The organism is Streptomyces sp. NPDC002734 (genome assembly GCF_040295685.1).
In the GTDB taxonomy this organism is placed as follows: domain Bacteria; phylum Actinomycetota; class Actinomycetes; order Streptomycetales; family Streptomycetaceae; genus Streptomyces.
Genome location: NZ_JBEOVU010000034.1, coordinates 19,817 through 45,234, shown reverse-complemented (window position 1 = coordinate 45,234; position 25,418 = coordinate 19,817). Strand labels below are relative to the sequence as shown.

Sequence of the window (25,418 nt, the reverse complement as noted above, 5' to 3'; positions counted from 1 at the left end):
GGGCGGGCCGGCTCTCGGCACCCGGACCGTCCGCCACCCCGGAGTCCGCCCGTATGCCGAAGATCAACGCCGCCACCGTCGCCGAGCACCGCGCCCGCCAGCGCGAGGCGTTGGTGCAGGCAGCCGTCGAGATGCTGGTGCAGGAGGGCGCCGCCGCCGTGACCCCCGCGGCGGTCGGCGCCCGTGCCGGACTGGCCCGCTCCAGCGTGTACCAGTACTTCGACTCCTCGGCCGCCCTGCTGGCCACCGTGGTCGAGGAGGCGTTCCGCCGGTCCGACGAGGCCCTGGCCAGGGCGATGGCGGACGCGACGGGTCCGGTGGAGCGCGCCGAGGCCTACTTCCGGGAGAGTCTGCGGCTGGGCGCGGAGGGCGCCCACCGGCCGGCCGCGGCGCTGATGGGCGCCGACCTCCCGCCCGCCTGCCGGGCCCGCCTGATGGAGCTCCACCTGCGGCAGGTGGCCCCGTTCCGCGCCTCGGTCGAGGAGATCGGCGTCCCCGAGCCCGAGCTGACCGCGGACCTGATCGCCGGGATGCTGCACTCCGCACTGTCCGCCGTCGAGCGGGGCGCGCCCCTGGAGACGGTGACGAGGCGGTCCCTGGAGCTGGTACACCGGTGCCTGTCCACGGCCGGCTGACCGGCGGGAGCCGTCCTCGGCCGTGACGGTGCTGGTCAGAGGGACGCGCCTCGCCGGCGAGGGCGGTGCCGGGCATACGATGGGACCGGACGGGACGATCACCGGGCGGAAGCGAGGCGGGGCGGATGAGCAACACCGAGGTGCACCCACCGGAGGTGCTGTGCACGTCCTCCCCGGCCTCCTCGGCCCGGGTGGAGATCCTGACCCCGCGCTCGGTGCCGCTGGGCGGGCCGCGGGCGATGACGGTACGGCGCACGCTGCCGCAGCGGGCCCGCTCGCTGATCGGCGCCTGGTGCTTCGCGGACCACTACGGCCCGGACGACGTCGCCGAGAGCGGCGGCATGGACGTCGCCCCGCACCCGCACATCGGGCTCCAGACGGTGAGCTGGCTGTTCACCGGAGAGATCGAGCACCGGGACAGCCTGGGCAGTCACGCCATGGTCCGCCCCGGCGAGATCAACCTGATGACGGGCGGCCACGGCATCGCCCACACCGAGGTGTCGACCCCGTCGACCACGGTCCTGCACGGCGTGCAGCTCTGGGTGGCGCTGCCGGCCGAGCACCGGGACGCGCCGCGCGACTTCCGGCACCACGTGCCGGAGCCGGTGACCCTGCCCGGCTCCGCGGGCGAGGCGCGGGTCTTCCTGGGCTCGCTGCTCGGCTCGGTCTCGCCGGTCCCCACCTTCACCCCGCTGCTGGGCGCCGAGCTGATCCTCTCCCCCGGGGCCACCGTCAGCCTGCCGGTGGACGAGAGCTACGAGCACGGCCTGCTGCTGGACACCGGCGCGCTGACCTTCCCCGGCGGGAACCGTCTGGCGCCCGCGGAGCTGGGCTACCTGCCGCCGGGTCGGGCCACCGTCGACATCGCCAACCCGAGCGCCGACGAGCCCGCCCGGGTGATCCTGCTGGGCGGCCCGCCGTTCGGCGAGGAGATCGTCATGTGGTGGAATTTCGTGGGGCGTTCGCACGAGGAGATCGCCGAGGCCCGGGCCGCGTGGGAGGCGCACTCCGACCGGTTCGGCGTCGTGGAGGGCTATCCGGGCGACCGGCTGCCCGCGCCTGCCCTGCCCAACATCCGTCTCCAGCCGCGAAGGAACCCCGTGCCCGAGAACCCGCCCGCCCCCGACGAGACCACCCAGGTCCGCCTCGCCCTCGAGGCCCACCGCTACGAGATCCTGGTGGAGGGCGCGGTCGCCGGTTTCACCGAGTTCCGCGACCACGGGAACCAGCGGGTCTTCTTCCACACGGTGGTCGAGGACGCCTACGCGGGCCGCGGCCTGGCCTCGGTACTGGTCCGGGAGGCGCTGGAGCACGTGCGCGCGAGCGGCATGCACCTGGTCCCGATCTGCCCGTACGTGGCCAAGTACCTGACCAAGCACCACGGTTACCGTGACATCACGGACGAGGTGACCCCGGAGGTCAAGGCCTGGCTGAAGGCCGAGCTCGAGGCCTGACCCCGGGCAGGTCGACCTCCGCCCACACGGTCTTGCCCGGCCCCCGGCGCGGCGCGACGCCCCACGCGCGGGCGAGCGCCGCGACCAGCAGCAGGCCGCGCCCCGCCTCGTCCAGCGGCCCTCCGCGGTCCGCCCGTGGCATGCGGGGGCGGGTGTCGGACAGCTCCACGCGGACCCGGGCGGCCGCCGCGTCGTACACCAGCCGCAACGCGAAGTCCCGCCCGGGCACCCGGCCGTGGAGCACCGCGTTGGCGGCCAGCTCGGCGACCACGAGGACGACGGCGTCCGAGCCCTCGCTGTCGTAGGGCACGCCCCAGGTGTGGAGCTGGTGCGCGGCGAGCCTGCGGGCCAGCCGCGCGCCACGGCGCGTGGAGCTGAAACGCTGGACGAGCTCACCCACGGTGACGGCCTCCTCGGCCGGCGGAACGGTCATGACCCCACCCTGCGGCCCGGGTTCCCGGCCGGGCCAGGTACGCCACTGGTACAGGGAGGGTTGTATCAGCCGATTCCTTGGACGCGGGCGGTGACGATCCGTGAGCATGTCGGTGTGACAGCGGAACGCGGCGGTGAGGCCGTGCGCAGCCGGGCCGAGGCGTCCGACGGGCTCAAGACCTTCGGCGCGGTCCTCAAGGCGTTGCGGGAGGAAGGCGGCGGCACGCAGGAGGAGTTCGCCTCCCTGGTGGGGTACTCGGCCGTGTACATCGCCAAGATCGAGCAGGGGAAGCGGTACCCGCCGCAGGACCTGCCCGACCGGGCGGAGGACGCTCTCGGCGCGACGGCGGGCAAGGTCCTGCGGGCCGCCGCGCGGAGCCTCACGCGGCGTCCGGGGCTCGCGTCCTGGTTCCAGCACTGGGCGGCGATCGAGGAGGAGGCGGTGTGCCTCTTCGCCTACGAGTGCCGCGCGGTGCCGGGGCTGTTGCAGCCCGAGGGCTACATCCGCGCCATCTTCGAGCGGCGTCTGCCTCCACTGTCCGAGGAGCAACTGCAGCAGCAGGTGGCGGCCCGCCTCGAACGCCAGCGCCTCCTGGCCGAGCGCCCGAACACCGCCTTCTCGTTCATCGTGGAGCAGGCGGTACTCGAACGCCGCCTGGGCGGCGAGGAGGTCACGGCGGAAGTCATCGACAATCTGCTCGCGCAGAGCCACCGTCGCAACGTGGAGATCCTCCTGATGCCGCTTCGTCAGGAGGACCACGCGGGCGTGGACGGTCAGATGTACCTGGCCGAGACCCCGGAACACGAATGGATCGGTTACGTGGAGGGCCATGACAGCAGCATGCTGTTCACCTCGCGCAAGCTGGTCAGTGCCATGCAGCACCGCTATGGAAGGATGCGGACCCAGGCACTGAACCGTGCCGACACGGTGGACCGGTTGAAGCGGATGCGAGGAGCGCCATGAGCGCCGAACTGTCCTGGGTGCGAAGCAGCTACAGCGGAAGCGGCGGGGACAACTGCGTCGAGGTCGCGGCCCTCCCCCACGCCGTGTTCGTGCGGGACTCCAAGGACGTGCGCCGGACCCCGCTCGCCCTCGACCCCGCCGCGTGGGCCGCGTTCCTCCGTCCGGTCCGCCGGCTCCCCTGATCCTGGCGTTCACCCGCCCGTCGCCCCTCGGACGGACCGCGGTCTTCTCCCGCGCACGGTGGACAGGCACGCTCCGGCTGTCCGACCCAGACGACGAACGCAGTCCCCCAGGAGCGGCTTGTGAAGACCGGTACCAGCAGCACACGCGTCCTGACCGCCGCCGTGGCGGTGGTGGCGAGCACCCTGGCCCTGGCCCCGTCGGCCGGCGCCTCGGGCGGGCCGGCCGGGGAGCTCCCCGGCGTGACGCCCCGCGCGGAGACCGCCGCGGTCTTCGACGACGCCGAGGGTGGCAACGCGGACGCCGACGACCCGGCTATCTGGCGGAACCCGGCCGACCCGGACCGCAGTCTGGTCGTCGCCGCGGTGAAGGAGGGCGGTCTGCGGGTCTACGACCTCGACGCCCGGCAGGTGCAGGCCGTTCCGGCGCCCCCGGCCCCGGGGCCCGAGGACGCGCCGGGCCGGTTCAACAACGTCGACCTGGTGCGGGGTCTGCGGCTGCCCTCCGGCCGGGCGGACGTCGCCGTGACCAGTGACCGCGGTACCGACCGGCTGCGGTTCTACCGGATCGACGGCGGCCGTACCGCCGCCCCGCTGACGGACGTCACCGACGCGGCGGCCCCGCGGATCTTCACCGCCTCGCAGGAGGAGGTGAACGAGGAGCGCACCGCCTACGGTCTGGCCGCCTTCACCGACCGGCGCACAGGCCGGTCCTACGCCGTGGTGAGCCGGGCGGGGACCACCGAGGTGGCGCTGCTGGAGCTTCGCGTCACGTCCGCCGGCTCCGTCACCTACCGGAAGGTGCGGACCGTCGCGCTTCCCTCGTCGTTCCGCCTGCCCGGCGGGGGTTCCTGGTCGCCGTGCGGCGATCCCGGCGACCTGCCGCAGGTCGAGGGGATGGTGGTGGATCCCGCGACCGGCACCGTGTACGCGGGGCAGGAGGACGTCGGCATCTGGCGCATCCCGTCGGGGCTGCGCGGCCGGCCGGAACTGCTGGACACCGTGCGGGAGTTCGGCGTGCCCGCGGTGTACGACGAGGAGAGCGACGAGTGCGTCGTGGCCGGCGCGGACCCCGGTGTGGGCGGCACCCGCCTCACCGCCGACGTCGAGGGCCTGACGTTGCTGCCCGCCGGCGAGGGCGGCGGAGCCCGGCTCCTTGCCTCCAGCCAGGGCGACGACACCTTCGCCGTGTACGAGCGGGGCCGGTACGCGGGCGGCTTCCGTGTGGTGGCGTCGGACGGGCTGGACGGCTCCGAGGAGTGCGACGGCGCGGCCGTCCTCGACGCCCCGTTGGGCCGCCGCTTCCCGCACGGCCTCCTGGTGGTGCAGGACGGCCACGCGTCCCCGGAGGACGCCGACCGGGAGGCCACCGGCTTCAAGTTCGTCGACCTCGCCGACGTCGAGGCGGTGCTGGACCGGCGTCACGCCTGAGCACGGCCCGGCGCGACCGCGCGCGACCGCCGCGTGACCGGGGCCGGGGCCGACCGGCGGGACTACTGCGAGTCGTCCTCGCCCGTCCCCGGCTCCGCCATCTTCCGGTGGAGGAGGCCCTTCACCTTGTCCGGCACGACCTTCTGCACGGTCCCCTGCGCCTTGGTCTGGGCGGAGCCGGTGACCAGCTTCCTCCGGCCCTTGGTGACCGCCTCGAAGGCCTGGCGGGCCACCTCGGCGGGGTCGTCCTTCTCCATGGCGCCGATCCTGGTGTCCTCCATCCCGGCGCGCCGGAAGAAGTCGGTGTCGGTGGGGCCCGGCATGAAGGAGGTGACGGTCACGCCGGTGTCCTTCAGCTCCTCCTGCAACGCCTGGGCGAAGGACTGCACGAAGGACTTCGACGCGTTGTAGACGGACTGGAAGGAACCGGGCGACAGGGAGGCGATCGACGAGGTGAACAGCAGGCGCCCCTCCCCGCGCTCCAGCATCCGCCGGAGCAGCGGTTTGGCGAGCAGGACGGTGGAGGTGACGTTCAGGTCGATGACCTCGCGGTCGTCGTCCGGTTCGGTGTCCACGAAGGCGCCGCCGCGGCCGACGCCGGCGTTCAGCGCGGCGACGTCCACGGCGAAAGGTGCCGCGGCTGCCACCACCTGGGCGACTCCCCGCGGGTCCCGGAGGTCGGCGCGGACGGTGCGCACGTCGGCGCCGGTCTCCCGCAGCCGGGCCGCGGCGTCCTCGAGGGCCTCGTCCTCGGCGTTGATCAGCAGGTCGTAGCCGTGCGCGGCGAACTGGCGGGCGAGTTCGAAACCGATGCCGCGTGAGGCCCCGGTGACCAGGGCGACGGGCCGACGGCTGCCGGGCTCGCCCGGCGCGGGTGTGGTGCTGGGCGTGTTCATGCTGGCGGAGTAACCGGCCTGGGCGCGGTCAATCGCGCTCGCCGTCGGCGTCGTCCGTCTGCCCGGGCCGTACGGCCAGCAGGGCGATGTCGTCGGTGGCGTCGGCGCCCAGACGGATCAGCAGTTCGTCGCAGAGGGTGCCCAGCGGCTCGTGGGCGAGGGCGAGGGCCTGGTCGTGGAGCCGCCGCAGGGAGTCGTCGATGTCCTCGCCCCGCCGCTCGGCCAGGCCGTCGGTGAAGAGCAGGAGCGTCGCCCCCTGGGGCACCCGCACCGAGGCCCCTTCACGGGGCAGGTCGTGTCCGGTGCCGAGCATCGGCCCGGTGCCGCCTTCCAGCAGGCGCGCGCCCCGTTCGGGATCCACCAGGAGGGGCGGCAGGTGACCCGCGGAGGAGAAGTGGAACTCCCAGTCCCCGGGCCGCAGTTCCCGCATCCTGCCGTACACGCAGGTGGCGGTCGTGGCGGACCGCAGGCTCCGGTCGGCCAGGTCGAGCCGGCGCAGCACCTCCTCGGCGGGCTCCTGCCGGTCCAGGGCGATGCCCCGCAGCATGCTGCGCAGCTGGCTCATGGTGATCGCCGCTTCCAGGTCGTGTCCGGCGATGTCACCGATGATCAGTGCGAGGTCGCCGTCGGGGAGCCGGAAGCAGTCGTACCAGTCGCCGCCGATCCGGGTGGTGACGGACGAGGTCGCGTAGCTCGCGTCGAGTCGCAGCCCGGGCATCCGCGGGAGGGCGGGCAGCAGGTCGCGCTGGAGCCGTTCGGCGACGTAGCGGGTCCCGTCGTACAGACGCTGGTTCTCGACGGCGAGGGCCACGGCGCGTGCCAGGTCGTCGACGAAGGCGAGATCGCTCTCGACGAACGGGTCCGAGGGGTCCTCGCGGGCCAGGGTGAGGGCCCCGAAGATCTGCCGGCGGGCCCGCAGCGGGGCGACGACGGCGCCGGCGCAGGCGAACTGCTCGAAGAGCGACCGGTAGCCGGAGTCCAGACCGCACTCCCCGGGGTGGGGCGGGATCCGCCCGTCGAGCAGCAGGGGCCCGGCGCCCCGCAGGGTGCGGGCGAGGGGGCCGCGTGCGCTCTCCGAGAGGGGCGGGAGGCGGCCTTCGAGGCCGCCTTCCTCCGCCCTGGTGCGGTCGCGGTGCATGACGCCGACGCGCTCCACGGTCTCGCCGTCGAGGAGGTCGATGACGCACCAGTCGGCCAGGCGCCTGACCAGGTGGGCGGACACGGCGTGCAGTCCCTGCCCGAGTTCCGACGCGTCCGCGAGTTCGCGGCCGACGTCGGCGAGCAGGCTGAGCCGGTCCATGGCGGCCATCGCGGCCGCCGCGGCGGCCGGGCGGCGGCCGGCCTCGGGGAGGTCCGGCGTCTCCTCCGGGGCGCCCCGGTGCGACGGAACCGGCGGTTCGGGCACGCCTGTCGACCGGACGGCCGGCCTGCGGTGGGAAGGGCGGGGGTCCGGCCCGAAGGCGGTGGAGCGGGGCACCATCTGGCCGATGAACACGGTGTGGCCGTCCGCCATCTCCTGCGCCTGGATCAGCAGCCGCACCGGCACCAGGTGACCGTCCCGGTGCAGTGCCGGCAGCGGCACCGGCCGCCCGAGGATGCGGGGCTGTCCGGTCAGCAGCAGCGAGTGGAAGGCGGCCAGGTGGCGTTGCCGCAGGTGGTCGGGGATGAGTGTGGTCAGGTACCGGCCGACGAGGGCGTCGCGGTCCCAGCCGAGGAGGTCGGCGGCGGGCGCGTTGACGGCGACGATCAGGTTGTCGTCGTCGACGACGACGGTGGCCAGGCGGCTGGTGTGGACCTCCTCCTCGTCCCAGGGCACCAGGTCCAGCGGGCTGGCCGAGGGGTCGCGGGGCACCACCGTCCAGGCGGTCGGCAGGGCTCCGTCCAGCTGAGCGGTGATCTGCCCGAAGAACCAGTCCTGCAGGGCCTGGCTCTGCGGCAGGCCGGGGCGGGTCAGCAGGAGTTCGTCGCGGCTGGCCTCCTCGGCGCTCTCCAGGACCCGGCGCAGCAGCCGGACTGCGGGGCCGCTGCCCGCGGGCAGGGAGAGGGTGACGGTGCGGATCCCGGTGACGCTGCGCCGGTCGCCGAGGGCGGCCTGGGCGGCCGCGCCGAGCACGTTGCAGGTGTCGCGGGCGGCGCGCAGTTCCTCCGGGTCGACGCCCAGCCGGTCGCCGATGGTCCCGGCGAGGGCCAGTTCGCGCAGGACGGCGTGCCGGTGGTGCTCGGAGGTGACGTGCAGCGCGCCGGGCAGGTCGATGAGCACCACGGGGAGGGTGTCGGGGCCGGCGAGCGGGCGGGCCGGGGGCCACCGGGAGGGCGCGCCGGGCCTCCCCTCCCGCAGCAGCAGTTCGCACCAGACCCGTTTCTCCTCGCCGCCCCGGTCGGCGCCGAACCGGTCGGCGAGTTCGGTGACCACGCCCAGCCCCCGCCCGGTGCCCGCGTTGGGGGGACACGTGCGGGGCACCGGCATGAGGTCGGGTCTGCGGTCGGCGACCTCCAGGCGGATCCGCTCCTCGCCGGCACGGACCGTCACCTCCACCTCGGTGCGGGCGTGCAGAAAGCTGTTCGTCGCCAGCTCGCTGACCAGCAGGCACGCGGTGTCCAGGGGCTCCGGCGGGGTGCCCGCCGCCTCGAGGACGGACCGCACGAAGCCGCGGGCGGCGGCCACGCTGTCCGCCCGCCGCCCGTCGAACCGCCGGGAGCGCGGCGCCCCGGGCGACGGCGAGCTGTCCATGCGGCCAGTCTGCACCGCCGCCCGGGCCGGGGCCCGGGGCCGCCGCCGTACGGGGGACGACCGCCGGGGTCCCGGGGCGCTCCCGGTCGGCGGGCCGCCGGGATCCGGGGGCGCCGACGGTCAGCGCAGGGCGTCGGCGAGGACTCGGGCCGTCTCCTCGAGCAGGAGGTCCTGGCGGGTGGCGTCCCGTTCCGGCTTGGTGGTCAGGACGGCCATCACCAGGGGCGTGCCGTCCTCGGTCCACACCACCGCGACGTCGTTGAGCGAGGCGTAGGTGGCCGAGGCGCCCGTCTTGTCGGCGACGGTCCACTCCGGCGGCAGGCCCTTCCGCAGGCGCTTGTCCCCCGTCCTGTTGCCCAGCAGCCAGGTGGTGAGCTGTTCCTGGTCGCCGCGCCCGAGCGCGTCGCCCAGGACGAGGCGGGCGTAGGTCGCCGCGATCGCGCCCGGGGTGGTGGTGTCGGTCCGCCGCCACGGCTCGCCGGAGTTGAGCTCCGGCTCCCAGCGGTCCAGGCGGGTCACCGGGTCGCCCAGGGAGCGGGCGAAGCGGGTGATGCCGTGGGGGCCGCCGATCTGCCGGAGCAGCAGGTTGCCGGCGGTGTTGTCGCTCCACTGGACGGCCGCGGCGCACAGCTCGCGGATGGTCATCCCGGTGGCGAGGTTGGCCCGGCAGACGTCCGAGTTCTCGACGAGCTGGGCCTCGGTGTAGCGGATCCGGCGGTCCAGGAAGGCGCCGTCGGTGTCGCGGTCGCGCAGTACCGCGGCGGCGGCCAGCGTCTTGAAGACCGACAGCATGGGGAACCGCTCGTCGGACCGGTGCCGCACCGTGGCGCCGGTCCTCATGTTCCGCGCGTAGACCCCGACGCGGGCGCCGTGCCGCTGTTCGAGTTCGTCGAGTCGGGCGACGGCGTCGCCGGGCGCCTGGGCGGCCGCCGCCGGGCGGGCGGCGGCCAGGGCCACGGCGGTGGCCGCGCCCGCCGCCAGCAGGGTGCGCCGGGTGGTGGAGCGCCGGAAAAGGGAGTGCTGTGATGCGGGGATCGTTCTCTCCGTTCCTCGGGGATCGTGATCGTTCATCACCCCCCTCCACGCAGGACCCGGCGGATACGGTTCCGCGCCGTCAGTTCCGGCGGGCGGCCCAGACGGTGCGGACCGAACGGGGGACGACGTCCTGGCGGCTGCCCACGAAGGCCGGATCACCGGGGGACAGCAGGCGCTCCAGGGCCTCCAGGTCGTCGGGTGCGAGCTGGTCCTCCAGCGCGCCGCGGACCCGCTCGAGCACCAGCCGGGCGTAGCCGGCGGCCTCCGCCCCGGGCGCGCCCTCCGCGGTGACGGTCCACCGTTCGACGGGGCCGAACCCGGCCCGCTCCATGGCGTCGCTCCAGTCGGGGTAGGCGTTCCAGCCCGCCTTCGCGGCCACCTCCCGGCAGCGGTCCTCCAGGCCGGGACGGCCCACGCCCGCGTCGGTGGGCAGGAACCGCGGCATCCCGTCGGACTCGACGACGATCAGCAGACCGCCCGGGACGACCGCCTCGCCCACGCGCGCGAGCAGGGCGGCGGGATCGGCGACGTGGTGCAGGGACGAGGAGGCCCACACGACGTCGAGCGGACCGAGGTCGGGCAGCGCGGCGTCGAGGTCGGCCCGCACCGCCCGCACCCGCTCGGAGAGCCCCGCCTCGCCGGCCCCGGCGAGGACGCGCTCCAGCATCTGCGGGGACAGGTCGACGGCGGTGACCCGCGCCGCGGGGAACCGACGGGCCAGCGCCAGGGTGCCCACGCCCGGGCCGCTGCCCAGGTCGACGACGTGGCGGGGGTCGGCGACGCCGTGGGCGGTGACGGCCCGCTCCAGCACCTCCTCCAGCGCGGGTGTGAAGGTGCGGGCCTCCAGCTCCAGCAGTTCGGCGTGGGCGGCGTCGCCCCCGTGGCCGTGGTGTCCGTCGTGCCCGTGCTCGCCGTGCCGCGGGGCGTGCCCGGGGTGAGCATGGTGGTGGCCGTGGCCCGGGTCGGGTGCGTGGTGGTGCGTCATACGACCACCGTAGGCGCATCCTGCGCGAGAGGCATACACTCTTGCTCATGACGCAAGAAGTCGACCTGGACAGTCTGATCAGGCAGCGGATCCGCAGTCTGCGGCACGCCCGCGGCTGGTCCCTCGACGCCCTTGCCGCCCGCGCCCACCTCAGCCCTTCGAGCCTGAGCCGGATCGAGACCGGTCACCGCCGGATCTCCCTCGACCAGCTGGTCCCGATCGCCCGTGCCCTGGACACCACGCTCGACCAGCTGGTCGAGTCGCCGTCCGACGAGGACGTGGTGATCCGGCCGCAGCCCACGCACACGCCGGGGATGACCGTGTGGCTGCTGTCGCGGGAGGCCTCGGTGCACGGCGTGACGGTGGCGAAGATGCGGATCACCCCCGAGCTCCCCCTCCTGCCGGACAGCCTGAAGGTGCACCCGGGCCACGAGTGGTTCACGGTGCTCTCCGGCACCGCCCGCCTGCACCTGGGCGACCGGACGATCCTGGTGCAGGCGGGGGACGCCGCAGAGTTCTCCACCATGACCCCGCACGCCTTCCGGGCGCACGAGGCCCCGGTGGAGATCCTCACCGTCCTCGACCACAACGCTGAGCGGGTGCACCTGCACGGCGGCGAGGGCGCCGTGTCCTAGCGGCTCAGGGGGCGGCCGCGCCCGCCGGGAGCGCCGCGTCCTGGCGGCTCAGGGGGCGCCCGCCGCTCCGTCGTCCCGCTCGGCGAAGAAGCCGGTGAGGGCGTCGGCGAGTTCGCGGGGCGCCTCCTCGGCCATGTGGTGGCCGGAGTCGATCCCCTGACCGCGGACGTCGTCGGCCCAGTGCCGCCAGATCTCCAGCGGGTCGCCGTACAGCTCCTCGAGGTCGTCGCGGAGCGACCACAGGACCAGCGCGGGGCACCGCACCCGCCGCCCGGCCGCGCGGTCGGCCTCCTCGTGGGCGCGGTCCACGGTGAGGCCCGCCCGGTAGTCCTCGAGCATGGCGCGCACCACCTCCGGCCGGCGCACGGCGGCCAGCCGTTCGGCGTGGTTCTCCGGGCCCATCGCCTCGGGGTCGCCGCGGTACCAGCTGTCGGGGTCGGCGGTGATGACCCGTTCGGGGATCTCCGGCTGCGCGAAGAAGAACCAGTGCCACCACCGGGTGGCGAACCGCGCCCCGGCGCGGTCGAGATGCTCGGAGATCGGCAGGCAGTCCAGCAGACCCACGCGGGTCACCGCCGCCGGGTGGTCCAGGGCGAGCCGCAGGGCGACGTACGAACCGCGGTCGTGCCCGGCGACCTGGAACCGCTCGTGTCCCAACTCCCGCATCACGGCGACGAGATCGGCCGCCATGGCGCGCTTGGAATGGGCGCTGTGGTCGGGCGTGGGGGCCGGCCCCCGGGAGCGTCCGTAGCCCCGGAGGTCCGGGCAGACGACGGTGAAGCCGCGGTCGGCGAGGAGCGGCGCCACCCGGTGCCAGGTCGCCGAGGTCCGCGGATGCCCGTGCAGGAGGAGGACGGGCGGGCCCTGTCCCCCGTGGCGCAGGAAGATCGAGGCCTCGCAGGTGTCGATCCGGGTCTCGGTGAAGTCGGGGAACATCGTCGCCATCCTTCCGCCGGGGGCCGCCCTCCGGCCGCACCCGGGTACCCCGGCGTGCCGCACGGCCACCTGGCCGCCTGGCCGGTGGGGACGGCTAGCGTGAAGTCATGACGACACAGCAGCAGTTGAGTCTGGTGACGCTGGGCGTGGGCGACCTGGCCGTGAGCCGCCGCTTCTACAGCGAGGGACTGGGCTGGTCCCCGCTGCTCGACCTCGGCGAGGTGGTCTTCTACCAGGTGGGCGCGGGCCTCGCCCTGGCCCTGTTCCCGCTGGCCGACCTGGCGGCCGACGTGGGCAGTCCGGCGACGGCCGGGACGCCGTTCACGCTGGCGCGGAACGTGGAGTCGCCGGCCGAGGTGGACGAGGCGATGACGCGGGCCGGGGCGGCCGGAGCCGAGGTGCTCAAGCCGGCGCAGCGGGCCGCCTTCGGCGGCTACCACGGCTACTTCGCCGACCCGGACGGTCACCGCTGGGAGATCTGCCACAACCCGGGCTGGTCGGTGGCCGAGGACGGCACGGTGTCGCTCACGGCGGTGGACCCGGACACGGGCTCGCGGTAGTCCGGCCCGGGAAACCCGCCGCGGTCCGGTCGGCCCGCCCCTCAACGTCCGGAAACCGCTTGGCCCGCCGCGGGCGATCTTGGACGATGGACGCCGGCGGTCGGCACCGGCCGCGGGACACCGAGCCAGGGGGAAGCGCATGAACCGTCCGTCGGAGACCGCCGGCACCGGATCGAGGGCGGGGGGCGCCGGTCGTCCCGCCGGTCCAGGAAGCCCGGCAGGACGCGAGGAGGTGCGCGCCGGGCGGGCCGTGGTCCGCCCGGGCGTGACGCTGGTCCACGACGACCTGGGCCCCGCGGACGGCGTCCCGGTGCTCCTCGTTCACGGCCATCCCTTCGACCGGAGCATGTGGCGCCCGCAGGCCGCGGCCCTGGTCGCGGCCGGGTACCGGGTGATCCTGCCCGACCTGCGCGGCTACGGCGCGAGCGGCGTGGCCCCGGGGGTGACCGAGTGGCGGGACTACGCCGACGACCTGGCCGCGCTGCTCCGGCTCGCCGGAGTGCCGCGGGCGGTGGTGGCGGGGCTGTCGATGGGCGGTCAGATCGCCATGGAGTTCCACCGCCTCCACCCTGAGCGCACCGCCGCGCTGGTGCTCGCCGACACCTCGCCCGTCGCGGAGACCGAGGAAGGGCGAACCTGGCGCAACACGCTGGCCGACCGGCTGCTCGCCGAGGGCATGGACGGGTACGCCGCCGAGGTGCTGGACCGCATGATCACGCCGGGCCACGTGACCTCGATGCCCGAGGTCGCCGCGCACGTGAGCGGGATGATGCGCGCCACCGTTCCCGCGGGCGCCGCGGCGGCGCTGCGGGCGCGGGCCGAGCGGCCCGACTACCGCGACTCGCTGCGCGAGGCCCGGGTGCCGGTGCTGCTGATGGTCGGCGAGGAGGACACCTACACCCCGGTGGCGGAGGCGGAGGCGATGCGCAAGCTGGTGGACGACTCCCACCTCGTCGTCGTCCCCGACGCGGGCCATCTCCCCAACCTGGAGCAGCCCGAGCGGTTCGACGCCGCGCTGCTGGACTTCCTGGATGCCCGGCGGGAGGAGTTGGCGCCGCCGCACCCGCTGCTGGGACTGCTGCTCGACGCCGCGGAGGGCCGCTTCCCCGAGGCGGACGGCGCCGTCACCGTGCTGCCCCGGCCGCCGCACGGCCCGGAGTGCTCGGTGGCCTTCACCGGCCACGCGGTGGTGGCGACCTCACTGTCGGCCGAGCGGGTGGAGGCCCTGGGCCCCGACGGCTTCGGCGGGTCGCTGGCGCCGGACTTCCTGCGCGCGGTGGCGGGGCCTTCCGGCCGCGTCGGCACCGTCGACGCCGTCATGGTCGCCCGCGGGTCCGGAGGACCGGCCCGGCTCGGCCCGTTGAACGGGCTGGCCGAGCATCCCCGGGTGCGGCACGCCCGCGCACTGCGGCGCGACGTGCGGGTGTTCGGCGACGAGCGGGGTCTGGTCACCCTGGCGGAGGGGCCGGCGGGGCGCACCGAGCTGAGCGTCGAGCTCTCCCCGGCCGCGGAGCACTCGCGCGGGTACGGCAGGTCCCTGCTGGCCGACGCGCTCACCCTGCTGCCGGTGAACGCGCCGGTGTTCGCCGCGGTCGCGCCCGGCAACGCCCGTTCGCTGCGCGCCTTCCTGGCCGCCGGGTTCACCGTGATCGGCGCGGAGACGCTGATCGAGCCCGCCCGTCCGGGCAGCTGAGGCCGGTCCCGCCGCCGAGGGTGTGCGCCGCGCCGCGCGGGAGGCACGCGGGCGGCGCACGCCGGTCGGCGGCCGGAGGGACGTCAGGGGGCCTCAGCGCTCCGGTGGGACGGGGCGCAGGGCCAGCAGGGCGATGTCGTCCGCCCCGTCCGCGCCGAGCCGGATCAGCAGCTCGTCCAGGAACACGTCCAGCGGTTCGCGCGCCAGGTCGGCCGTGTGCCGGCGCAGCCGCGCGAGGGACTGCTCGAGTCCCTCGTCCCGGCGTTCGACGAGCCCGTCGGTGTAGAGCAGCACGGTGGCCCGGGGAGGCAGCGCCACGGCCGTGGCCGGGCGGGGCATGTCGAAGCCGGTGCCCAGCATCAGGCCGGTGCCCTCCTCCAGGTAGCGGGTCTCGCCGTCCTCGGTGGTGATCAGCGGGGGCAGGTGCCCTGCCGCCGAGTGGACGAACTCCCACGGCCCCTGCTCGGGCCCGCGGACCAGTCCGTACACGCAGGTCGCGGTGGCCTCCCGGTAGAGGGTGTGGTTGGCGATGTCCAGGCGTCGCACCACCTCGCCGGGCGGCTCCTCCCGGTCGACGGCGATGCCCCGGAGCATCGAGCGCAACTGGCTCATGGCGACGGCCGCCGCGAGGTCGTGCCCGGCGACGTCGCCGATGGTCACCGCCAAGTCGCCGCGAGGCAGCACGAAGCAGTCGTACCAGTCGCCGCCGACCTCCGCGGTGACGGAGGACGGGACGTAGCGGGCGGCGACCTCCAGGTGGGGCAGCTCGGGCAGGACCGGCAGCAGCGAGCGCTGCAACTGCTCGGCGATGCCGCGGGTCTCCTCGTAGAGGCGGGTGTTGTCCAGGCCGACCGCGATGCCGTGCGCCAGGTCGTCGACGAAAGCGAGGTCGGCCTCGGTGAACGGCCGGTGGGGGGTGGTGCGGGCGAGGGTGATCGCGCCCAGCACGTCACGGCGGGCCCGGAGCGCGGCCACCACCGCGCTGTCCGCCCCCAGCGTCTCGAACAGGGCCCGGTGGCGGGCGTCCAGGGGGCTGCCGACCTGGCCCGGCGGCTCGTCGGCCCCGCTCCCCGGGAGCAGCAGGGGACCCGCGCCGCGCAGTACCCGGGCCAGTGGCCCGCGCGCGCTCTCCGAGAGCGGCGGGAGGGCGCCCTCGAAACCCGCCGCCGGTCGTCCGTGGCGGTCCCGGCGCACCACACCGACCCGCTCCCCCGTTCCGTCCAGGCCGAACAGGTCGATCACGCACCAGTCGGCGAACCGTCCGGTGAGGATCCGGCACACCTCGCGCAGCCCGCCGTCGGGGTCGGAGGAGTCGGTGACGGCCCGCCCGGTGTCCACGATCATCGCCAGGCGCGCCATCGCCTCGCTGCCCACGGGGGCGGCGGCCCGCGGGTCCTCCGGCCGAGCGTCCTCCGGCTGGGCGTCCTCCGGCTGGGCCTCGGGGGTGACGACGGGGCGGGCCTCGGGGTGCGGCTGCTGGGCCTCCGTCTCCTCCCCGGCCCGCTCGCGCACCCCCGAGGCGGCCTCTCCGGCCCTCGGGATCAGATGGGCCACGAACAGGGTGCGGCCGTCGGCGGTGTGCTGGGTCTGGATGACCAGACGGATCGGCACCTGCCGTCCGTCCCGGTGCAGCGCGGGCAGCGGGACGGACCGGCCCAGGATCCGGGCCCGTCCGGTGAACAGCAGCGAGGTGAACGCCTCCTTGTGCCGCTGCCGCAGGTGCTCGGGGATGATCGTGAGCAGTCGGCGCCCCACCAGTTCGCCCGGCTCCCAGCCCAGCATCCCGGCGGCCGCCGCGTTCACCGCGACGATCCGGTTCTCCTCGTCGGCGGCGACGGTCGGGGTCCTGCTGTCGCGCACCTGGACCGGGTCGAAGGGCACCGTCTCCAGCGGACCCGGCTTCGGGTCGCGCGGGATGACCGTCCAGGCGGTCGGGTGGCCGCCGGCCAGCTGCCCGGCGATCTGGCCGAAGAGCCAGCTCCGCAGGGCGCGGACCGCCGGAACGGCGGGGCGGGCCAGCATCCGTCCGTCGCGGGCCGCCTCCTCGGCCTGGTCGAGCACCTGGCGCAGGACCAGCACGGACGGCGAGGCGTCGGCCGGCACCGACAGGGTGAGGGTGCTGGTGCCGACCTCGGAGGGCGGCTGCCGGTCGAGCGCCGCGGTCACCCAGACGCTGATCATGTGGTTGGCGTCGTGGGCGACGGCCAGGTCCTCGGGGCGGACGCCGAGGGTGTCGCCGCCGAAGGCGGCGAGCGTCAGTTCCCGCAGCAGCTCGTGCCGGTTGCGGTGGGACGCCGTGTAGAGGGAGCCCGGCAGGTCGATCAGGGTGACGGTCCTGCGCGACCCCGGGTCCTGGGCGGTGGTCCCCCAGCCGGAGTGGACCGGCGGCGTACTCGCGGGGCCGACCTCGAACCACACCGTCTTGCGGCCCCCGCCGGACTCCACGCCGTAGCGGGTGGCCAGCCGCTGGACCAGGGAGAGTCCCTGCCCGGTGGCCGCGAAGGGGTGGAACTCCTGCTGCGGCATCAGGCCGAGGCCAGGCCGCTCGTCGCTCACCCTGACCTCGGTCCGGTCCTCCCGTGCCCGGATCGTCACCTCGACCACGCTCCTGGCGTGCAGCACCGCGTTGCTCACCAGCTCGTCCACCAGCAGCTCGGCGACCTCGCGGGTCTCCCCGGCGTCCTGGCCGAGGACCTTCCGCACGAACCTCCGGGCCTCCCCCACGCTCTCGGGGCGCGGGGCGAACCGGCGGGAAAGGGGATGGTGGGGAGCGATGTCGGACATGCCCCTCAGTGTCCGTCACGCGGGACGACCGGCCCGGCAGACACCGCCGACCGCGGACGGACCTCCCACCTGACCCAAGGGTCGGGCGGTCGGGAGGCCGGACGGACAGGCGAGCGCCACAGCTCGCTGGACGGCTACGCCCAGGACGTGGTCGAGGTGTTCGCCTCAGCTACGGTTCACGGAGGCGGAGCCTCCCCGGTGGCAGTGGCCGTGGCCGTGGCCGTACCGATGCCGGGGGCGACCTCGACGCTCCGCAGGGACGGCGCCGCCTCGCGGGCGAGGTCCCGGGCGGCCTCCAGGTCCGCCCCGGCCGCCATGGAGAGGTACACGCTCCCGTGGTCCAGCGTCGCGCGGACGACGGACTGCTCGGCGGCCACGGCCTGGTAGGCGGCCAGTGCCTCGTCGAGGTCGCCGGGTTCCTCCCCCGGAAAGACGCGGACCTCCGGTGTCACTCCGAGCGTCGTGTACACCGTCAGATAGGTCACGGGGGAGGCCCGGTAGCCGCTGCCCTCGGAGACCAGTGCGTCGGCGACCCTCACGGCGTCGGCGGGTTCGGCCGTCTCGACGTAGGCGCCCCATGCGTGGCCGCTGATCCGGGGCGAGTCGGTGATCTCACCCGCGACGACGCGGTCGTCGGCCGCCGGCGACTTCCATAGGGCCACGACCGTGATGTCGACGCCCTTGTCCTCGACCACGGAGAAGGTGATGTCGTCGGCCTGGATGCTTCCGGTGTAGGAGCCGTTCGCGGCGAGGTAGTCCCGCAGCTCGCCGGTCAGTTCGGACACGCGGTCCGCCGGGGTGTGGTCCTCCAGCACGAGTGTGCCCCGCGCGTCCCCCAGGAAGGGGAGGGTTTTCTGCCCGTGGGTGTCGACCCGCGCGACGTCGGGGGTTCCGCGCCAGTCCTCTTCGAACTCCTCGGCGAGGGCGTCACCCTTGTCGATGGCGCAGCCACTCAGCAGTTGGACCGTCAGGGCGAACGCGACGACCCCCGTCGACCGCCGCACGGTGTGTCTTCTCAGTGCCGTCTCCTCCGGAAGCAACGCCCGGTCGGGCCCAACAGGAGTGGAACTTCCGGGAGCAGGGGCGAACAGCGGCAGCCTGGGAGGTGGTTCGGGGAACCGCAATCGCCGCTTTCCGCTCCCTCCGACGAGGCTGTCCTGCCGAGTGCCTGTCGGCCGCGGCCGATTCCTCGTCGAGGCCCGCGGTCAGGCGGTGACCATGCGGAGGAAGGCGTCGAGGTTGTCCCGCATGCGGGCGACCTTGCCCTCCAGCCCCAGGCTCTCCTCGAAGCCGCGTCCGGCCGCGCTCTCCTTCAGCCCGCGCAGGTAGAGCGAACAGGCCAGGTCTGCGCAGAGGTACTGGCCGACGGTGTTGCCCTGCCGCCCGGCCTCACCGGTGCGGCGGGCGGACATCAGCACGACGTCCCCGCGGACGTGGGTGGTCAGGCACAGCGAGCACAGGGACCGGGCGGTGAAGCCTCGCGCGGCGCCCGCGGAGACCGCCCGCAGGGACAGGCCGAGCAGCCCGCCGCCCTCCCGCTCGGCGACCAGGTAGGCGCGGTCGGGGGCGCCCGGATCCCGCCAGCCGAGGAAGTCCAGGTCCTCCCAGGGCCGCTCCGCCAGGTCCCGGGGCAGCCCGAGGCGCTTGGCCTCGCCCTTGGAGCAGTTCACGAAGCTGTTGCGGATGTCGGTCTCGGATATCTGTCGCACGCCACCGAGGCTAGGCCGCCTAATACCTTTAGGCAAAATGATTATTTCTCTAGGTGAGGGCGGTCACCTTCCGGGTTCACCGCAGGCCGCGCTCACGGCCGCTCGGCCGGGCGCCCTCCGGTGACCCCGTAGTACTGGAGGTCCTGGACCTCGGGAGAGGTGGTGACGGCGAACCGGGTGACGGCCTCGGTGGTCGTTCTCCCGCCGCGGGTGACCTCCGCGGCGGTGCGCCCGGGCCGCAGGGGCAGCAGCTCCGCCCGCACCCCCGCCTCCATGGTGAACCGCTCGTGCAGGTCGCCGACCGTGACGTCCACCGCCCCGGGGCGGGTCAGGAAGGTGAGCACCTCCACGGTGTCCCGGGCGGGGGCCGAGCCGGGGCGCGACCGCATGAGCTCGGGCTGGTCGGCGGCCCGGGCGTCGTGCGGCTGGACGCGGTGCGTGAGGTAGACCGTGTCGCGGACGACGCGCGGCCAGGAGCCGGTCTTGAACCGGGCGAGGTAGTAGGAGCTCACGTCGAGGTAGGTGTGCCCGTTGTGCAGCGAGGGCGCGAACTGGGTGCTCTCCGAGTAGTCGTTCCAGGTGGTCAGCTGCACCCAGTCGGCGCCGTCCTCGATGGCGTGGTTCCAGCTCCCGCGCAGCGTCTCGGTGTTGCCCGCCTCGTCGTACACGCCCTGGTTGGGCCGGGCGTCCTGCACCGCCACGGGCTGCATCCAGAGCTTGCCGTGCCTGCGGGCCAGTTCCGCGTGCTCCGAGTAGTGGCCGAGGGCGGTGTGGCTGCGGCTGCCCCAGGTGGAGAAGCCGTGCGCGAGCGGGGCGAACTCGTCGGCGTGCGAGGTCAGGTCGAGGAAGACGGGGACGAAGGCGGTGCGGACCCCGTGCCGGGTGCGCAGGGTGTCCAGCACCTCGCGCCACCAGCCGGCCGGCTTCTCCTCCGCCTTGAACGGGGACACCACGAGCCGGCCGTCGTCGAGCCGGTGCGCGTTGGGCGCCGCTCCCAGCTCGGCGAGGGCGCGGGCGAGGGTTGCCGGGTCGGCGTCGAGGGACTTCATGTCGGGCATCAGCATGATGCGGAAGCCCGGGTCCTCCTCGCGGGCGGCCCGCATCAGCAGCTGGACGCGCTCCCAGTTGGGCCCTTCCAGGGAGAGCAGGTCGACGCTGAAGCCGTCGATCCCGGCGGCCACGGCGGTGCGGACCTCCTGGCGGTAGTGCGCCGAACGCCAGTCGCCCGAGGCCGGTTCGACCGGGAGCGGCCGGTCGCGGAGCAGGCCGCCGTACGCGGCGTGCTTGCCGCTCTCGCCGTCTGCGGTGAGGTAGTTGCGCGCGTAGTAGTCCTCGTCGGCGGGGCGGTTGTCCAGGGAGAGCGGGTAGGGCGTGAAGTAGTGCGCGAACACCAGCCGGTCGCTCGAGCGCAGCCGCTCGGTGGACGGCAGGTCGAAGGGCAGCGGGTCGCGCGCCGCGGCGGCGGAGGAGGACGTGTCGCGGTCGCCCCCGGCGCCGAAGCCGAGCCCGGTGCCCGCGCCGACCAGCAGCAGGATGCCGATCAGGGCGGCGAGTCCGGCCCGGCGGCGGCTCCGGCCCGGTAAGGCGTGGCGCCGTGCTGTGGTGTTCTCCATGGGTGCCCTCCCCCGGCCGCGCGGCGGGTCGGGCCGCGCGCCGCCCAGTCAAGCCGACCGGCTCCGCGCCCGCAATGCCCCGAAGGGGTCACTCCGCCTTTGTTCGAAACCCGCCCAGGTGTTCCCGCAGCGCCTGCCCGGGCAGCGGGTGCAGCACGTCGCCGCGGACGCCGAGGGTGGTCCGCGCGGCCAGCAGCGCGTTGAGCACCGCCTCCTCCACGGCGTCGAGCACCGCCCGGAACAGGGGGTCGAGTGCGGTGTCCGGCACCGGCCCGTGCGGTGTCCGCGTCCCGAAGGCCAGGCCGTAGTCGCCGCTGCCGTGGCTGAACGACGCGCCGACCCGCCCCAGGGCGTACACCGACCGGCGCGCCACGCGGGCCAGCTGCCGGGCGTCCAGCGGCGCGTCGGTGGCGGTCACCACCATGCACGAGCCCGTGTCCGGCTCGGGGGGCCGGGCGGGCACCCCGACGTCGGCGGGTGTCACCTCACGTCCCAGCACCCGCAGCGTGCCGCCGAAGTTGGCCTGCACCAGAATTCCCACCACGGCGTCCTGCCCGCCCACGGGCACCACGCGGGAGGACGTCCCGACGCCCGCCTTGAAACCCAGTGCCGTGGTCCCGGTGCCGGCGCCGACGCATCCCTCGGCCACCGGCCCGCCGGCCGCCCCGTCCAGCGCGGCCCGGACGTGTTCCTCGCGCACCGGACGGGAGCGGATGTCCGAGAGCAGTCCGTCGTTGCACTCCCCCACCACGGGGTTGAGGCTGCGCACCTGTTCGCGGCCGGGCTGCTCCAGCACCCACCCGACCAGCGCGTCGGCGACCCGGAACGCGGAGAGCGTCGAGGTGAGCAGCACCGGGGTCTCGATCGCCCCCAGTTCGGCGATCTGCGTCGCGCCGATCAGCTTGCCGTAGCCGTTGCCCGCGAACAGCCCGGCGGGCAGCGGGTTCTCCGGTCCGACGCCGTCGGGCACGACCGCGGTGACGCCGCTGTGCACGCGGGGCGGCTCCCACAGCGTGGTGTGCCCCACCCGCACCCCGGCCACGTCGGTGATCGCGTTGTGCGGGCCGACGGGGAACGGCCCGCAGGGCAGGCCGAGTTCGCGGGCGCGGGCGGGGCCGGACGGGGAGGTGCGGGAGGGCGGGGCGGGACGGGGGGACGGGGCGTCGCTCATGCCCGGCACGCTATCCCGCCGGTGTCATGTCCTCCGCGGCGCCGGGGCCGGCGGGCAGTTCGGTGAAGGAGTACGGCGGCCAGGGGCCCAGGAAGCGCACCCGCACCGCGGGGTGGCTGTCCTGGACGTCGGCCAGCACCGTGCCGACGGTCTCGATCTCGGTCGCGGGCACCAGCAGGGCCGCCGACATCACCTCCGCCTCGCGGGGGTCGCGGACGCTGCGGGTGCGGTCCCGGATGTCCTCGACCACCGCGGCGAGGCGGCGGCGGACGTCGGCGTGGATGCTGTCCGCCAGCCGCTCGGACGCCTCCTTGCGCAGACCCTCCAGCTTCTTGGCGAGCAGCCGGCGCATGCCGGGCGAGCGGTCGGCCATCTCGGCCTCCAGCGCGCGGGCCCGCTCGTCGTCCCCGGTGGCCGCCTCGCGGTCCACCGTGAGCTCGACGCGCAGTTCGGCGCGGCCGTCCAGTTCGCGCAGACGGCCGGAGAGTTCCTCCGCCCGTTCGCCGAGCCAGGCGCACAGCCGCTCCTCGGCACCGGCCTCCGCGCCCGGCGCGACCAGCACGTTGAAGGTCATCGGCAGGACGGCGCCGGTCCTCTCCCAGACGGCGACCACCGCGCGGTCCTGTTCGACCACCCAGCGGCGCACGGTCTCGTCGCCGCCCTCGAAGGGCTCGGCCGGGCCGTCGTGCACCAGTGCGGCGAGGCCCGTGCCGGGGGCGCGCACGACGCGCAGCGTGCGGTCGTCGAGACCGGTCACGCCGTCGGCCGGGTCGCCGGGGACGTCGGGCAGGAGGGCGTAGACGTAGAGGGCGGAGTCGTTCATCGGCCCGCCTCCTCCGCCCAGCGCGCCGGGTTGACCAGCTTGTCCACCACGTCGTCCACCACCTCGTCGAGGCCGCGGTGGAGATCGGCCACGGAGGTGGTGATGCCGTGGTCCTCCTTGATCTCCTCCAGCGCCTCGTCCAGTTCGAGCAGGGCGTCGCCGAGGCGTTCGAGCTCCTCCTCGGTGAGGTCCCCGCCCTCCATCCGGCGCAGCGCCTGGCGTTCCAGCGCCTCCTGGATCACCTCGACCAGGGTGAGCACCAGGGCGAGGACGCCGTGCTTGAGACTCTTCTCGTCGACCGTGAGAGCCATGTGTTGTCGTCTCCTTGTCCTGCGGTGCTCGCCGTCACGCCACGGGGGCCGGGGTGTCCGGCAGGTCCGGGGCGAGCGGCATGTCGGGGGCGGCCGCCGCGGCCAGGGCGTCGGCCCACCGCCGGGGCTGTTCGGACGCGAGGGTGACCCTCCCCTGGGACACCGTCTCCAGCACGATGACCAGTCCGTCGCCGGCGGGGCTGCGGCCGGGCTCGATGTGCGCGCCAAGGATCTCGCCGAGCGGCACGACCAGGGCCGGGCGGGCGTCCAGCGGCGACTTCCACATCAGCCCGGTGGGGCCGAGCCGGCCCTTGCCGCCCCGCCACAGCGGACCGCTGCGGCGCGGCTCCTGGTACCAGAGATGCTCCTCCACCTCGTCCGCGGGCGCGGCCTCGGGGGCGGCGGGCAGGGCGGTCAGGCCGGGGTTGAGGCCCCTCAGCGCCTCGTGCAGACCGTGCGGGTCGGCGGCCGAGAGCAGGGCGGTGCGGCCGTCGAGGGTGGCCACCCGCAGCCGGGTGCGCTGCTCGCCGCCGACGGTGGTCTCCGTCTCGAACTGGACGGTGCGCAGGTCGCGGACGCCGGCCTCGAAGAGGACCTCCCGGGGGTCGCGGCGCAGCACCACCAGCCGCTGGTCGGTGAGGTGGACACCGCCGGGTCGCCACCCGGTGTACACGCCCTCCTCGAGCAGGTGGCCACCGGGCATCCGGGTCACCAGCTCCTCCCCCGCGCGCAGGTCGAGGTCGCGCCGTCCGGCGGAACGTTCCGCCCAGGCGCGGGTGGACTCGTCCCACTGCCGGAGCATGCCGTACTCCAGCATGGTCTCCATGCCGGCGATGGCGGCGCGCAGGCTGACGCCGATGAGGGGAATGTCCGCGACCGCGACGATGAGGTCGAGGTGGAGCACGGCGCCCTTGTTCAGCAGCACCTCGACCAGGTCGTCGAGGGTGACCCTGGGGTCGCGGGTCGGCTTCATCGCGGGCCGCGGCTCGGTCACTCGGTCTCCTCCTCCTTCCGGGCGGTGCGGCGCGTCCCGGTGCTGCGGGTGCCGGTGGTCCGGGAGCGGCGCATGGTGCGGGCGCGCCGCGCCGGCTTGGCCGGTTCCTCGGGCTCGTCCGGTTCCTCGGAGTCCTCCGGCGTCCCGGCCTTCTCCGACCGGTCGGCCTTCTCGGTCTTCTCCGGCCGGTCGGCCTTCTCGGTCTTCTCCGGCCGCTGGGCCTTCTCCGGCCGCTCGGACTCACCGGGGTTGTCGGTGCGCTCCAGCTGCGCGGTGGCGTCGCCGCCCTGCTCGGCGGTCGCGAGCGCCTGGGCGCTGCGCCAGCCGCACCAGGGGCACCACTCCTCCAGCAGCTGCTTGGTGGGCACCTTCTTGTCGCACTGCGGGCAGGCCTCCTTCTCCTCCTTGGCCTCGCGCCACGCGGCGGTGTCGGTGTCGGTTCCGGCGGGGAACTCCAGGCCGTACCGGGACGCCGTCTCGAAGGACGCGAGAGCGGCGCGCAGCCGGATGCCGAGGAGTTCGACGCCGGCCACCGAGACCATGATGTCGGCGTTGAGCACCAGGCCCTTGTCGAGGAGGGTCTCCACCACATGGGCGAGGCTGCCCTCACCGTCCCGGCGGGGCTCGAGCGCGCGGGCGTTCGCCGCGACGCGCGGCGGTGTCCCGAAAGAGCCAGGCCAGCGCTCCTGAGCACCCGGCGAGCCGGTGGCCTGACGGGCGGGAAGTCTGGGCTGTTCCTCGTTCATTCCCTACGCGTTACCGGTCCGCCCCGCCACACACCTGGCCGTGCGCCCCTCCTGCGCGACGGGCGTCACAGCGCGGCCGGGTACGCCCTCCGTGCCCCGCACGGTCACGTTCCTCGCCGACGGGGTACCCGGCGCGGATGAGCGACGCACCGAAGGGCGCCCGGAGCGCCACGACCGACCGGTGGCCCTACCTGGCCGCGAGCACCGCCGTGGGACTGAGCGCCTGGGTGGGAGCGCGGGCCGCCGGCCCCTCCGACGACTGGTACGCCGGGCTGGACAAACCGTCGTGGCAGCCGCCTGCGGCCGCCTTCCCGGCGGTGTGGACCCCGCTGTACGGCACGATCGCGTGGAGCGCCGGGCGGGCGCTGAACCGCGCGCGGGGGCGCGAGAGGCGGGCCCTGGCCGCTCGTTTCGGCGCCAACCTGGCACTGAACGCGGCCTGGACCTGGTTGTTCTTCGGCCGGCGCAGCCCCGCCGACGGCGTGTGGGGGGCGCTGCTGCTGGACGCGAGCAACCTCCAGCTGATCCGCCGGGTGGCGCGCAGCGACCGCAGGGCCGCCGCGGCGCTGCTCCCGTACGCGGGCTGGTGCCTCTTCGCCACCGCCCTCAGCTCCTCCATCGCCCGCCGCAACCGCTGACCGGGCGAACCCGCCGGCCGCTGCCGGAGCGGGTGCGGCCCGGGAGCTCCGGCCGGGGCCCGC

Annotated in this window: 23 protein-coding genes and 2 pseudogenes; 10 read left to right on the top strand and 15 right to left on the bottom strand. The window is 74.8% G+C overall.

Annotated elements, in window-relative coordinates; genetic code table 11:
- The first annotated feature begins 53 nt into the window (after positions 1-53).
- The 3 genes and pseudogenes from ABT026_RS25880 to ABT026_RS25870 all read left to right on the top strand — a co-directional run bounded on the left by ABT026_RS25880 (position 54) and on the right by ABT026_RS25870 (position 2,089).
- Positions 54-635 carry a TetR/AcrR family transcriptional regulator gene (locus tag ABT026_RS25880; protein ID WP_351117542.1) on the top strand — a complete coding sequence of 194 codons (582 nt, stop codon included), beginning with the start codon at positions 54-56 and terminating at the stop codon, positions 633-635.
- A 125-nt stretch (positions 636-760) separates the two neighbouring features.
- Positions 761-1,735: pseudogene (locus ABT026_RS25875) on the top strand (pirin family protein); the annotation flags it as partial.
- Positions 1,736-2,089, top strand: coding sequence for a GNAT family N-acetyltransferase (locus ABT026_RS25870; protein ID WP_351117584.1), 354 nt, complete (start codon positions 1,736-1,738; stop codon positions 2,087-2,089).
- Here ABT026_RS25870 and ABT026_RS25865 read toward each other — a convergent pair.
- A complete protein-coding gene (locus tag ABT026_RS25865) occupies positions 2,055-2,522 on the bottom strand; it encodes an ATP-binding protein (protein ID WP_351117541.1) in 468 nt (155 codons plus the stop codon). The two genes, ABT026_RS25870 and ABT026_RS25865, sit on opposite strands and share 35 nt — an antisense overlap.
- A 114-nt stretch (positions 2,523-2,636) precedes the next feature.
- Between ABT026_RS25865 and ABT026_RS25860 the strand changes: the two genes are divergently transcribed.
- The 3 genes from ABT026_RS25860 to ABT026_RS25850 all read left to right on the top strand — a co-directional run bounded on the left by ABT026_RS25860 (position 2,637) and on the right by ABT026_RS25850 (position 5,095).
- Positions 2,637-3,485, top strand: a complete 849-nt coding sequence (locus ABT026_RS25860; RefSeq protein ID WP_351117540.1) for a helix-turn-helix domain-containing protein — start codon at positions 2,637-2,639, stop codon at positions 3,483-3,485.
- Complete coding sequence (locus ABT026_RS25855) at positions 3,482-3,667, top strand: DUF397 domain-containing protein (RefSeq protein ID WP_351117539.1); 186 nt, start codon at positions 3,482-3,484, stop codon at positions 3,665-3,667. The genes ABT026_RS25860 and ABT026_RS25855 overlap by 4 nt, the downstream gene beginning before the upstream one ends.
- Before the next feature lie 120 nt (positions 3,668-3,787).
- Positions 3,788-5,095 (top strand): phytase, encoded by a 1,308-nt coding sequence (locus ABT026_RS25850; protein ID WP_351117538.1) that lies wholly within the window; start codon positions 3,788-3,790, stop codon positions 5,093-5,095.
- A gap of 62 nt (positions 5,096-5,157) precedes the next feature.
- On the opposite strand, the gene ABT026_RS25845 is transcribed toward ABT026_RS25850, so the two are convergent.
- The 4 genes from ABT026_RS25845 to ABT026_RS25830 all read right to left on the bottom strand — a co-directional run bounded on the left by ABT026_RS25845 (position 5,158) and on the right by ABT026_RS25830 (position 10,742).
- Positions 5,158-5,991, bottom strand: a complete 834-nt coding sequence (locus ABT026_RS25845) for an SDR family NAD(P)-dependent oxidoreductase (RefSeq protein WP_351117537.1) — start codon at positions 5,989-5,991, stop codon at positions 5,158-5,160.
- Between the two features lie 28 nt (positions 5,992-6,019).
- A complete protein-coding gene (locus tag ABT026_RS25840; protein WP_351117536.1) occupies positions 6,020-8,722 on the bottom strand; it encodes a SpoIIE family protein phosphatase in 2,703 nt (900 codons plus the stop codon).
- Positions 8,723-8,842: 120 nt separating this feature from the next.
- Complete coding sequence (gene bla / locus ABT026_RS25835; protein WP_351117535.1) at positions 8,843-9,793, bottom strand: class A beta-lactamase; 951 nt, start codon at positions 9,791-9,793, stop codon at positions 8,843-8,845.
- A 43-nt stretch (positions 9,794-9,836) separates the two neighbouring features.
- The gene (locus ABT026_RS25830; RefSeq protein ID WP_351117534.1) at positions 9,837-10,742 is read right to left on the bottom strand and encodes a class I SAM-dependent methyltransferase; all 906 of its coding nucleotides are present in this window, start codon (positions 10,740-10,742) and stop codon (positions 9,837-9,839) included.
- A gap of 47 nt (positions 10,743-10,789) precedes the next feature.
- On the opposite strand from ABT026_RS25830, the gene ABT026_RS25825 reads away from it, so the two are divergent.
- Complete coding sequence (locus ABT026_RS25825) at positions 10,790-11,377, top strand: helix-turn-helix domain-containing protein (RefSeq protein WP_351117533.1); 588 nt, start codon at positions 10,790-10,792, stop codon at positions 11,375-11,377.
- Between the two features lie 48 nt (positions 11,378-11,425).
- Here the strand turns inward: ABT026_RS25825 and ABT026_RS25820 are convergent, their stop codons facing one another.
- Positions 11,426-12,313, bottom strand: a complete 888-nt coding sequence (locus ABT026_RS25820) for an alpha/beta fold hydrolase (RefSeq protein ID WP_351117532.1) — start codon at positions 12,311-12,313, stop codon at positions 11,426-11,428.
- A 107-nt stretch (positions 12,314-12,420) separates the two neighbouring features.
- Here ABT026_RS25820 and ABT026_RS25815 point away from each other — a divergent pair, with 107 nt between their 5' ends.
- Positions 12,421-12,873 (top strand): VOC family protein, encoded by a 453-nt coding sequence (locus ABT026_RS25815; protein WP_351117531.1) that lies wholly within the window; start codon positions 12,421-12,423, stop codon positions 12,871-12,873.
- A 250-nt stretch (positions 12,874-13,123) separates the two neighbouring features.
- Positions 13,124-13,903 (top strand): annotated as a pseudogene (locus ABT026_RS25810) (alpha/beta fold hydrolase); the annotation flags it as partial.
- 756 nt (positions 13,904-14,659) lie between these two features.
- Here ABT026_RS25810 and ABT026_RS25805 read toward each other — a convergent pair.
- The 9 genes from ABT026_RS25805 to ABT026_RS25765 form a co-directional block, all read right to left on the bottom strand.
- Positions 14,660-17,350, bottom strand: a complete 2,691-nt coding sequence (locus ABT026_RS25805) for a SpoIIE family protein phosphatase (protein WP_351117530.1) — start codon at positions 17,348-17,350, stop codon at positions 14,660-14,662.
- Between the two features lie 176 nt (positions 17,351-17,526).
- Positions 17,527-18,354: a hypothetical protein gene (locus ABT026_RS25800; RefSeq protein WP_351117529.1), complete on the bottom strand. Its 828-nt coding sequence runs from the start codon at positions 18,352-18,354 to the stop codon at positions 17,527-17,529.
- Positions 18,355-18,555: 201 nt separating this feature from the next.
- Positions 18,556-19,059, bottom strand: a complete 504-nt coding sequence (locus tag ABT026_RS25795; RefSeq protein ID WP_351117528.1) for an FBP domain-containing protein — start codon at positions 19,057-19,059, stop codon at positions 18,556-18,558.
- Positions 19,060-19,151: 92 nt separating this feature from the next.
- Positions 19,152-20,672: a glycoside hydrolase family 71 protein gene (locus tag ABT026_RS25790; protein ID WP_351117527.1), complete on the bottom strand. Its 1,521-nt coding sequence runs from the start codon at positions 20,670-20,672 to the stop codon at positions 19,152-19,154.
- Between the two features lie 88 nt (positions 20,673-20,760).
- Complete coding sequence (locus ABT026_RS25785) at positions 20,761-21,843, bottom strand: P1 family peptidase (RefSeq protein WP_351117526.1); 1,083 nt, start codon at positions 21,841-21,843, stop codon at positions 20,761-20,763.
- Positions 21,844-21,853: 10 nt separating this feature from the next.
- Positions 21,854-22,666 carry a GvpL/GvpF family gas vesicle protein gene (locus ABT026_RS25780; protein ID WP_351117525.1) on the bottom strand — a complete coding sequence of 271 codons (813 nt, stop codon included), beginning with the start codon at positions 22,664-22,666 and terminating at the stop codon, positions 21,854-21,856.
- Positions 22,663-22,977, bottom strand: coding sequence for a gas vesicle protein K (locus ABT026_RS25775; protein ID WP_108953034.1), 315 nt, complete (start codon positions 22,975-22,977; stop codon positions 22,663-22,665). Before ABT026_RS25775 ends, ABT026_RS25780 begins: the two co-directional genes overlap by 4 nt.
- A gap of 34 nt (positions 22,978-23,011) precedes the next feature.
- The gene (locus ABT026_RS25770) at positions 23,012-23,971 is read right to left on the bottom strand and encodes a gas vesicle protein (protein ID WP_351117524.1); all 960 of its coding nucleotides are present in this window, start codon (positions 23,969-23,971) and stop codon (positions 23,012-23,014) included.
- Positions 23,968-24,717, bottom strand: coding sequence for a gas vesicle protein (locus ABT026_RS25765; RefSeq protein ID WP_351117522.1), 750 nt, complete (start codon positions 24,715-24,717; stop codon positions 23,968-23,970). The genes ABT026_RS25770 and ABT026_RS25765 overlap by 4 nt, the downstream gene beginning before the upstream one ends.
- A 137-nt stretch (positions 24,718-24,854) precedes the next feature.
- Between ABT026_RS25765 and ABT026_RS25760 the strand changes: the two genes are divergently transcribed.
- Positions 24,855-25,355, top strand: coding sequence for a TspO/MBR family protein (locus ABT026_RS25760; RefSeq protein WP_351117521.1), 501 nt, complete (start codon positions 24,855-24,857; stop codon positions 25,353-25,355).
- Positions 25,356-25,418: the final 63 nt, after the last annotated feature.